At 48.0% G+C, this 10293-nt stretch carries 8 protein-coding genes and 2 pseudogenes; 4 read left to right on the top strand and 6 right to left on the bottom strand.

What is annotated here, in order from left to right:
• Positions 1-89 precede the first annotated feature (89 nt).
• Positions 90-614 (top strand): GNAT family N-acetyltransferase, encoded by a 525-nt coding sequence (locus J07HQW2_RS06615; RefSeq protein WP_303704005.1) that lies wholly within the window; start codon positions 90-92, stop codon positions 612-614.
• 638 nt (positions 615-1252) lie between these two features.
• On the opposite strand, the pseudogene J07HQW2_RS06610 reads toward J07HQW2_RS06615, so the two are convergent.
• A pseudogene (locus tag J07HQW2_RS06610) lies at positions 1253-1770 on the bottom strand (toxin-antitoxin system, toxin component); the annotation flags it as partial.
• 13 nt (positions 1771-1783) lie between these two features.
• Between J07HQW2_RS06610 and J07HQW2_RS06605 the strand changes: the two are divergent.
• Positions 1784-2151 (top strand): annotated as a pseudogene (locus J07HQW2_RS06605) (low molecular weight phosphatase family protein).
• Positions 2152-2372: 221 nt separating this feature from the next.
• On the opposite strand, the gene J07HQW2_RS18000 reads toward J07HQW2_RS06605, so the two are convergent.
• From J07HQW2_RS18000 to J07HQW2_RS06590, 3 genes are all read right to left on the bottom strand, one after another.
• A complete protein-coding gene (locus J07HQW2_RS18000) occupies positions 2373-2918 on the bottom strand; it encodes a PIN domain-containing protein (RefSeq protein WP_021054645.1) in 546 nt (181 codons plus the stop codon).
• Positions 2915-3541, bottom strand: a complete 627-nt coding sequence (locus J07HQW2_RS06595) for a DUF7437 domain-containing protein (protein WP_021054644.1) — start codon at positions 3539-3541, stop codon at positions 2915-2917. Before J07HQW2_RS06595 ends, J07HQW2_RS18000 begins: the two co-directional genes overlap by 4 nt.
• 956 nt (positions 3542-4497) lie before the next feature.
• On the bottom strand, positions 4498-5538 hold the full coding sequence (locus J07HQW2_RS06590) for an Mrp/NBP35 family ATP-binding protein (protein WP_048075522.1): 1041 nt from the start codon (positions 5536-5538) through the stop codon (positions 4498-4500).
• A 144-nt stretch (positions 5539-5682) separates the two neighbouring features.
• On the opposite strand from J07HQW2_RS06590, the gene moaA reads away from it, so the two are divergent.
• Positions 5683-6654 carry a GTP 3',8-cyclase MoaA gene (moaA, locus tag J07HQW2_RS06585; protein WP_021054642.1) on the top strand — a complete coding sequence of 324 codons (972 nt, stop codon included), beginning with the start codon at positions 5683-5685 and terminating at the stop codon, positions 6652-6654.
• Positions 6655-6928: 274 nt separating this feature from the next.
• Positions 6929-7633, top strand: a complete 705-nt coding sequence (locus J07HQW2_RS06580) for a type 1 glutamine amidotransferase (RefSeq protein ID WP_021054641.1) — start codon at positions 6929-6931, stop codon at positions 7631-7633.
• A gap of 51 nt (positions 7634-7684) precedes the next feature.
• On the opposite strand, the gene J07HQW2_RS17995 is transcribed toward J07HQW2_RS06580, so the two are convergent.
• Positions 7685-9085, bottom strand: coding sequence for a hypothetical protein (locus tag J07HQW2_RS17995; RefSeq protein ID WP_021054640.1), 1401 nt, complete (start codon positions 9083-9085; stop codon positions 7685-7687).
• Between the two features lie 17 nt (positions 9086-9102).
• Entirely contained in the window at positions 9103-10170 is a 1068-nt protein-coding gene (locus tag J07HQW2_RS17990) for an STT3 domain-containing protein (protein ID WP_021054639.1), read from the bottom strand.
• Positions 10171-10293 lie beyond the last annotated feature (123 nt).

Genomic DNA, 10293 nt, shown 5'->3' with positions numbered 1-10293 from the left:
TTATTCTCTGAAAAAGATATGCGAAAAGCAATATTTGTATAATGAGTGAGGAGAACTCCTCTGGGTTTCAGTCCAACTCGACAGTCAATATGACGTCAGACTCATCCATGCAAGATGCGATCACAATTGAACACCCCTCAGTCGGAGCTGTCGATGAATTAACTGATATGTGGGTTGAACTGGCAGCTGACCAGCGTAAGTATGAATCATATATCCAGCCAGAGGAAAGCAGAGAAACTGTTCGAGAAATGATTGCACATCGTATCGCAAGTGATTGTGTCTATGTCGCATGTGCTGAGACAGACGAGCAAGAACAAGAGGAAACCCAGATACTTGGCTTCGTGACATATGAGATTGAGCGAGGGGCATACGCGCTCTCAGAGACCCGAGGTATTGTACAAAATCTCTATGTTACTCCGTCGAAACGAGGAGTTGGAATTGGGACACAACTGTTGTGTGCTGCTGAGGACAAACTCCACCAGCAAGGTGCAACGGTAATCACACTCGAAGCGCTCGCAGAGAATACGCGTGCACAAGAGTTCTATCGTCAACAAGGATATAATGCACACCGAGTGCAGTTTGAACGGACTCTTGATTTTACTGAAGAGAATTAGAACACACAGGAGAGATCCGAAGTGAAGAATCCATCTCTAATTAAGATCGCAGATGTGAGTATGTGTTGAATGGGCAACTACTCTCATTAATCGAAAACGACACACACTCAAAGGAGGACTCCATACATCAATTTGCAATTGAGACTTCGTTGGGTTCAAATCCCACCCCTGGCTTCTCTCGGGAGTCAAGTTTCTTCTACGGGCTTGGTTTATACTTGAGCACTTGACAACTCGAAAAATCTCGGGGCATATTAATGAATCACCCAATGTATCTGCCCGATAGGTGTCGCATGGTGCTGCAATAATCGACTCTCGCGCACACACAACATGCTAGGTATGAATCCGAGTTAATGCTTTGTCGCAGCGTCTGAGGATATAAAATCATATTTATCGGGCATTTCGCAGACTTCACTGACGATTCTTTGAGGCTTATTTCATGAATACTTCACACCTGTTCTAGCGTATTGTCCTTTTCATATACAGGATCCTGATCTGTTTTGGGTAATCCTATCAGACAGACACGCCTCTATCGATTTGTTCTGGTCAGTCCTATCAGACAGACACACGTCTATCGACTTGTTCCAGTCAGTCCCATCACACAGACACACCCCTATCGATTTGTTTCGGTCAGTCCTAGTTTAGCGATTAACTTGTGCGTTCACAACAGTGCGGAGTTCATCGTAGAGTACATCGTCCAGCTGTGGGTCCTCTCGAAGTGTCTCAATGATACTCTCTGGGCTTTCAGCAAACGTGAACTCAAGATAGCTACCCGAGCGTGGTCCCTGGCTCTTTCGCTCCGTTTCGACCAACAAATATGTAGTCAGCTCCTTCATTTTATTTACATACGTTTCCTGGTGATATTGAGTTGAGTCAAGTGTATCCGTTATGTACTGATATACTCGGTATCCGGTGGGAGTTTTTGCTGAACCAGTCTTGATCTCACGCGTTACGGCTGCCGTCACAAAAAGACATAGCCTCTTTTGAGCACTAATACCACGGGTTACCTCTAAAACACGGTTTTTTTGAGTTTATTTTGTGCTTTTCTAATCTGTTCCTCACAAACTATGTCTGCGCCTGCCTGTTCCGCAATTGATCCCGCTGTGCGCATCAGATTAATTGCTTTTCGTGCGTCTCCATTCGTTTGTGCAGCGAATGCTGGTCACAGTCAGATGGCAACAGCGTTCGCCGAACGCGAGCGTGACCGTCGTGGACTCGAAGACAGTGTTGAGATCATTACCGGTAGCACTCACCCCGCCGATAGCGTCCGCCGAGGTCGTGGCGGTTATGCAAGACCACGAGATCAATCTCTCGGATCGAGTCCCCCGAGAAGTCTCAACGACTGAGCTCGAATCATGTGACATCGTCGCCACAATGGGCTGTTCGACACTCGAACTCGATGCTGAAGAGATAGATGTTCGCGACTGGGCGCTGACGGATCCTGACGGCCAAGATCTCTCAGGTCCGTGAGATCCGAAACAATATCGAACAGCGGGTTACAGACTTGTTCGACGAAGTTCACGCGAACGGTTCGCAGTGAAACAAGCGCCTGCTGGAGCGGTACTCGAATGACAGACTGTTATTGATTTAGCGAGGTCTTAATGAAGCTTTTTCTGAGAAAACAAAGGCACGCATGAGATCTATCCTCCGAAGTTATGGGCGCGAGCGGTATGGTGAGGTCGTTGACTTACCGGATACTCATCTCACAAGCCGCGCGAGGAGGGTGGCCCCAATGAAGAGGGGAACGTTATTGTATCTCTTCTAATACCTCTGGCCCCTCAGTATCCGGAAGAATTGCTCGTACTCCGTCTCACTGAGTACTTGGGACAGTGCGCGCTCTGTGTTCCTGTCGTCGATGATCAGCCCCACGGAATCGTGACCCTCAGACACCCGTATTTGAACGAGATTACCGGCGAATTTGGCGTCCGTTTTCGGGAGTTCATTTTCTCGCTCCTGTTTGAGCTTGGCTAATTCTCTGTGTGCTTCGTCAACCATCTCGCTCACGGTAGGGCCGTCACGGATTCGCGCACCGTAATCCGGCTCTGGAAGGACAATAATCCAGTCCTCGTTACGTATTGGATCAAGCCAATCATTGACACCGTAGGAACCAGCCCATTCCTTGTCCAACTCCTCGACCACTCCAGTAGAGACGTACAACTGCTTATCATTCGACTGAGTGTAGTTGATTAGCTGTCGCCGTTCTGGAGTAGATCGCCCGATTCCACCCAAGACGCTCGAGTCAACGAGGAGTGCATCCAGGAGCGGGTAGAGGGGTGAAGAATCAATTAATTTCGACCGATCGCTCATTCCTGCTCAAACACGTACGGAGTGTTTCGAATCTTCCGATCATGTAGGTCGTATTCGAAGGAATCATTGATGAGCCCTGCTTTGACAAACAGAGCAATGATTGGCTCTAGCGCCTGCGTGATGCTGATAGCCTCGATCTCATCAACATTGAGGCGGTCTGCTGCTCCACGACGAGTCACCTCGCCACTGAGACATGCCCGTGTCTGCTCAACCGCCATCAGCAGCTTCGCCTTGCCGTGCCGATCAACGAAGAGTTCGATCTCACTGACCTCGCCGCTTGCACCGTAAGTGGCGATCGTAAGCGGGTCAAACAGTATCCGCGTCTCTTCCTCCCCAACGGGGAGAAATAGTGAATCAGTCCGGAGCTGGCTCTCTTTCCCGCTACTGACATCCTCGACAATGTCTAAGTTTTTGAGCTTTCCAACCCGCATTGAGGTTGTACTTCCGGCAAGATCGAGTCTACGCTCGATACTGCTGTTCGTAGTAGGCTGATTCAGCAGGATGTCAGTATAGACTCTGGCGATGTCGGGATTCACCAGTATCTCTGAGGCTGCAATAAAGGAGCGTGCGGTGCCCTCTTTCGAGCCGTTCTCGTTCGCAGCCGGGGCGTTTGTTACTACCATCGTAATTCATGATACGTGAATATAGAACTAATATCTTGCGGCAGTTGTGTCGGACTGTATGGAGGCTCCTAGAGATTGTTCCTAGATAACTAATTTCGAGATGAAATTCTTTAGATGAAACAGTAGCGTAACTATAGTAGATCTTCGAAATCGGGTTTGACTGTATTTTTTACTGAGAGAACCGATTTCATTTCGAAGGTGGTGTGTGGGTGCTATCTTTATTGTGTTAGTTATATCTTGGATTTCATTTCGAAAATGGTGTGTGTCACCTACCGATATGAACACTGTGTGAGGATTTGAGTGAGTACCCACTATCTCATAACTTGTTGTTATTTTTATAAATAATACACATACTTGTCACTTTCTCGTTGGCAGCCTTCATGTGACTCTTACACTTGGACACCTAGACACACAGACAATCTCCCCTCTCCCGAACCGGCTCTTCGACTCTGCCCCAGCGTCCTTTCAGTGAGCTTTCTGATAACAGGACAAAGGAAGCCTATCGTCCAACCAAGATACCTCGACGATCTCGACAACGTCTCCAGGTAAGCACGTGTTGTGAGCGACGAGATCACACGGAGAGTCAAACCGAGATTGTTCCCGTCTCATTCAATAACTTAAACACGGTTGATGAATAGTTCGTGTGTAATGAATGGCATAGTGTCGAGATGTCACGATTCGAACACTGAGACCCCAAAATCTGGAGTGAGTCATCCAAGATTCACATCTTATCAAATATCCCTCGATAATATCGTTATTTTCGCAAACAGGACCGGTCACGCTAAACGACGTTTTTCAGCACACCAATTTAGCTCATGTTCATGAAGTGAACAGAGACGCATGAAAATAATCAACAAATACGTGTGGAGACACACCAGATACCGAGTAAAAACTGCTATTCATCAATGGCTTCATATTTCTAAGCGTCACGAGAGAGTCAATTACTGAAAAAAGTATCACCGATTCATAACATCACGCCGTCGAGTCACTCCAATCATATCTGCGACATTTGTTGTCATTGCCTCAAATGCATCAGCAGTCGTTCCGGATCCGAGCACAGCAGGGTCGCCATCATCACTGCCGGTGCGAACCTGTGGATCAAGCGGCAGGGATCCCAAGAATGGAAGATCGTTATTCGCGGCAAACACTTGTCCGCCGCCTTCACCGAAGATATCATGAATCGATTCACAGTCAGGACAGGTGAATGATGCCATATTTTCGACAATCCCGAGCACATTCGTGTCGTGTTCACCAAACATTCGGAGTCCCTTGCGGGCGTCATCAACGGCAACATCCTGCGGTGTCGTCACAACGACTGCCCCCGTCAATGGAAGTGTCTGCAGAATTGTCAGTTGTGTATCGCCAGTCCCTGGTGGAAGATCTAAGACAAGATAATCAAGATCGCCCCATCGAACATCCTCGACAAGCTGGGTAAGAATTTGATGCACCATTGGTCCACGCCAAATCACTGGGTCATCCTCCCCGACGAGAAACGCCATTGACATCAATTTCATGCCATACTTCTCAGGTGGAATAATCGTTTGTTCGTCCTCAGTCTCCGGTGCTTCACCTGCATCAACCATTCGCGGCACGTTTGGTCCGTAAATATCCGCATCAAACAGTCCAACCCGTGCACCAAGATCTGATAATCCAGTTGCGAGATTCACTGCGACAGTCGACTTTCCGACACCACCTTTTCCAGAGGCAACAGCAATCACGTTCGTGACACCGGGAAGCACCTCATCTTCACTCTCGACTGATGGGATTGTCGCTGCGAGATCAAGATCATATTCCATATCCGCAAGCACCTCACGGACCTGTGTGGCGATTTTACTCTCAGCAGGCGAATAGGGAGCACCAAGTGCTAATGAAATACGAATGGTACTGGTTGATTCATCAATATCAATGGCGTTGACAAGCCCGAGCGACACGATATCGTCCTCTAAATCGGGGTCTGTGACATCTCTCAGTCGGTCACGGACCGTCGCAGTGTGCATATGCATCCTCACTCCGAGCAAGCGATAAGGGTTTTGCACACCTGCAGTTGAGTCGACACAGATTATCAAAAAGTAACTAGTATCAATTACATCTGATCCGGGCGTGACAGCGAATTTAATATCATTGACCACAATCATTGGTTCATGCTCAAAGATGAATTCGGGCGCGAGGTGTCTGGCGTCCGAGTCTCTTTGACCGATCGTTGTAATTTCGATTGTGTCTACTGTCATAATGAGGGACTTGGTGATACCCGTGGTCCGATGGATCCACAGGACGACGAGATGAGCACCGACGATGTCGTCCGTTTTCTTGAGGTCGTCTCGGAATTCGACATTGGAAAGGTGAAATTCACCGGTGGTGAGCCGATGCTTCGTGATGATCTTAAGGAAATCATCCGACGTACACCATCATCGATGGAGGTCTCAATGACGACGAACGGGACATTTCTCCCAGGTCGAGCAGACACTCTCAGGAAGGCTGGACTCGAACGTGTAAATGTCTCACAGGATGCACTCGATCCTGATGAGTTCGCCGAAATTACGAAATCTGGTGCGTATGACAGAGTCCTCGAAGGCGTTGAGGCTGCGGTTGATGCTGGTCTTGCTCCAGTAAAATTGAATATGGTTGTGTTTGAACACACTGCCGGATACGTTGAAGACATGGTCAATCACGTCTCCGAGAACAGTGGATTACAATTACAACTCATCGAATACATGCCTGAACTCACTGGTCATCCCGAATGGAATATTGATATCCAACGTGTTCATGACTGGCTTGCAGATATTGCTGACCGTGTCGAGACGCGTGACATGCATGACCGAAATCGATATTTCATCGGCGATGGAATGGTTGAAATCGTCGATCCTGTTGAGAACCCAACGTTCTGTGCAAATTGTCATCGCGTCCGTGTGACACACGAGGGCTACCTCAAGGGTTGTCTAAATCGGAATGATGACCTCCGCTCGATGGGTGAGATGACACGTGAAGAAATTCGTCAGACATTCCGTGAGACTGTTACAAATCGCGTCCCGTACTATGGCGAGTATCTCGTCAAAGAAAACGACGATTGGGTGCTTAATGACAAATATCTCGATGCACCGACAACACATTCGTAATACTCATGTGTGAATATGACGCCCGATGCCGATGCCTGAACATTATCCCCACATAACCAAATCGACACGAGGAGTTTGATCACTTTCATAATATCTCGCGTAGTCAACCCACCCCGCGGAATAACTACCTTCGATCACTAAGAGATACCACTTCACTTCTGTTCATATAGGATACACAATACTTACTCACGTGCACACCGAAAATGGGTTGTGCACAAACGTGGACACATCGAACAATACTCATACTATTTGATATACTATATTATATTGTCACATGAGTGATCTTGACATTGCATTGTGTGATGCATCAATCGGCGATACGCCTGCAGAGCGAAACTTCCGACGCGAGGTTGATGCCTCACTGACAGCATTTAAACTCAGTGCAGACGAGCAACCACCATGGCCAACTGCTGATGGTGAATGGGCGTATGATGCTGCTATTATTACCGGGTCACAGACTGCGGTATACAATCATGAAACCTGGATGGAGACGCTCGCCGAGTTGCTCCGAGATCTCCATGAACTCGATATTCCACTACTTGGTGTTTGTTGGGGGCATCAATTCATTGCACAGACGTTTGGTGGATGCGTCTCCGCGATGGACGAGTATGAACTCGGATATCAACAAATTGAGCGATATGACTCTTCACTACTATTCGCTGATTTCCCTGCTGAATTCATCGCGTTTGAGACACACTCTGATGAGGTTGTTCGCCTTCCGCCAAATGCAACTGAACTTGCAGGCAATAATCGCTCTTGTCAAGCATTCTCACTTGGAACCGCGTATGGTGTGCAGTTCCATCCTGAATATGACCTGAGGACTGTCAAGATGGTCACGGATGGAAAGCGTGAGGAAGGAGTATCTGAATCGGTTGTTGAGACAGTTCTCACATCAGCAACCCCATCACGGCATGCAAAAACACAAACGGTAAAAAGAGTCTTCGAGAACTTCCTCTCAATCGTTGGACAGCATCAGTAAACACCTGCGTGGTGATATGGCTGAGTACACACGTGCGGCAATCACCGACTCCTATCCAGCTAACACATCCTCTTGTATCACCCCGACTGTTCGATTCCCGATTGTGTAGGTTCCGGGCGTTGCAATACGGATTGTGTATGACCCATCTTCAGTTGGTATTTCGCGTTGAGTGATCATCGTGCGTGACCCAACGTCCATTCTACCAGAGACAGTGACGCTTGTTTTCGTTTTATTAACGGTTCCATTCACCATCGTCCCGGGGACAACAGCGTATGCTTTCTTTTCATCACCTGCATACGGCAGTTGATAATGTGTTCCAGGTCCCTGTCGGTCATGTAATCGGGCATACATCGTTTCGGAGTCGAGTTCTGAGAACTCAGGTATCTCTGAGATAATAATAAATCCAACACGATCCTGTATCTGCTGATACCATTCGTTCTTTTCATCAGATCTAAGAAAATCAAGATAATTATTCCGGGCATAGCCATAGCTCTGTGAATTGCCGTTGAGATGCGCGTTATAGGCTCGATTATTTCCCCAGCGACTGAGAACATATGTCTCCGGCCAACTTCGATTCTCAGCAGTAGCGAAGGCGTCCATCTCATCAATCGCACTGGCAGTATCAGCGTCAAATGTCAATGTAGCTGTCCGAACTGGCGTTATGACAGCGCCAAGTCCGCCGACCAACAGGAAAAGCACAATCACTACAGTGAAGATTTGTCGTCGACTCGTTCCATCTCTCGAATCTCTGTTTCTGTCACGAGCCGATGAGTCGGTTGTGCCCGTGTTTGTGCCTATATCTGTACTCGTCGCATGACGACGCCATGCAACACGCTGTTCACTTGTTGACTGTGTGCCGACTCCGACCGGTCGGACAGTCGGAGGAGATATATCGATCATCTTTGCTACAAGCCACGCAAAACTAATTCCGGTAAGGATCGCCGCCGGCAGTGCAAGATGACCAGCGAATCTGACCTGTAACAATGAGAGAATAAATAATGTGCCACCGCATGCACACACGAGTAGTAAATCACCACGACCACGTGTCCATCCGGTCCAACTGGTCCAGACAAATGCAATTATGCTCACGAAGATTGCGAGTCCAAAGAAAATGACCGGTGCAAGAATAAATCCAAAGTCAGCACTGAATAATGACTGTGCTTCAAAGATATTCTCTGTGCTCGGACCTGAAATTAGTCTGTCAGTCTGACTCCTAAATTCATCTCCAAACCGAGGAATCAGCTCAATACTACCGATTAACACGGCTGCGCCACTGAGGACAACCCCAATAGCTGTTATGCGATAACCGAGTCCGACATGTCTGCATCCCTCAGCAACAATCGCGAGCGTGAACAGTGCAATTGCAAGGAGCGTCGGAGGAATGATCATCGTTGTTGATTGCCACCCAAGTGTTTCGTGTCCAAGAACTCCGATGCCGCCACCAATCGCCATGCTCGCAGTCAGCGGTATTATCGATACAAGACCGACACATCATGACGAACGCTTGCGAGCGCCCGAATAACTCCATATACTCCAAGTGGTGTCAGTAAGAGAGCGCCCGCATTCCACGCAAGCGCATGTGCACCAATCCTAACTCCAGCTAAGAGAATCCATGGTGTTAGTTCTAGAAGCTGAGATATCGATGTCGGCGATGTCCGCTCATACGCTGCGACTGTCACAAAGACGACAGCGAGAATGGCTACATCGAACGCATGGTGATCGGCAAACCCGATACTCGTTCGGTACGCATGAACAGGCAATGTCGCGAGAATAGCAGCACTCGCCAGACCAACACGTCGGTCATCACTCAGTCGGGTTCCAATGAGATACACACTCACACCACAGACGACGGCAGCGGCAACCGGATACCACGCCAGTACTTGCTCCGCAGCAGCAGGACCGCCACCGAAAAGTACTGTTACGATTTGCAGCGTTGCAACGAGAAGCGGCTCACCCTGTTTGATCCCATTAGCAACGGTGAGTGGGCTTCGATTCGCCGTAACAAAATCAAACACCCAATATCGATAGAAGTAGGGATCATTGCCAAACAAGAGCACATAGTCTTCCTGAAAAACACTCCTGACAGCAACAAGTCGAAATGCAACGACCAACGCAAGCACTCCAACGACGGAGAATATACGATCGCGATTAATGGAGATCGCCTTCATAACTCGATCTACCGACGTATCGATTTGGTCATTCAGGTGACGTCGACCATTATCATCATCCGATCCTGTTTCTGATACATCTGAGCGTGACCTGTCTGTAGCTAGCTCAGTATTCTCTGCATAGTCTACGTTATCTCGGTGAGCTAATGCCACATTAACTGCAGTTGGATCTGCAAGCGAATATCTATCATTCTGTTCTTCAACAATCCCACGGGAGACTAATTCGCAAAATAATCCAGTATCGGCTTCAATATCCTCAAACGTCCAGACGCTGTGCTCAGTATCAATCTGTAGAATCTCAGTAAAAACACGGTATGTCTCGGGACGATCATCAATAATCGCGTCTACTTCATCCCGAATATCGGACATATAACATCTAATCTCTGTGTGTCGGCGTAAAAATATAGTTCGCTACCATTCAAACCGACACTGCTGCATCAGAGAAACGAAGCAAGACACTGTGAGTAAGCATCATAACACAGTAGTGCTCAC

It is taken from the genome of Haloquadratum walsbyi J07HQW2, assembly GCF_000415985.1.
GTDB lineage: Archaea > Halobacteriota > Halobacteria > Halobacteriales > Haloferacaceae > Haloquadratum > Haloquadratum walsbyi_B.
Note: the sequence above shows the minus strand (reverse complement) of the source record. Positions and strands in the feature narration are given on the sequence as shown.

Bases quoted from the DNA above. Each gene is read 5' to 3' on its own strand.
- J07HQW2_RS18000 (WP_021054645.1), bottom strand. From the start codon at position 2,918: ATGAGCGATCGGTCGAAATTAATTGATTCTTCACCCCTCTACCCGCTC.
- J07HQW2_RS17990 (WP_021054639.1), bottom strand. From the start codon at position 10,170: ATGTCCGATATTCGGGATGAAGTAGACGCGATTATTGATGATCGTCCC.
- J07HQW2_RS06590 (WP_048075522.1), bottom strand. From the start codon at position 5,538: ATGCACACTGCGACGGTCCGTGACCGACTGAGAGATGTCACAGACCCC.
- J07HQW2_RS17995 (WP_021054640.1), bottom strand. From the start codon at position 9,085: ATGGCGATTGGTGGCGGCATCGGAGTTCTTGGACACGAAACACTTGGG.
- J07HQW2_RS06595 (WP_021054644.1), bottom strand. From the start codon at position 3,541: ATGGTAGTAACAAACGCCCCGGCTGCGAACGAGAACGGCTCGAAAGAG.
- J07HQW2_RS06580 (WP_021054641.1), top strand. From the start codon at position 6,929: ATGAGTGATCTTGACATTGCATTGTGTGATGCATCAATCGGCGATACG.
- J07HQW2_RS06615 (WP_303704005.1), top strand. From the start codon at position 90: ATGACGTCAGACTCATCCATGCAAGATGCGATCACAATTGAACACCCC.
- moaA (WP_021054642.1), top strand. From the start codon at position 5,683: ATGCTCAAAGATGAATTCGGGCGCGAGGTGTCTGGCGTCCGAGTCTCT.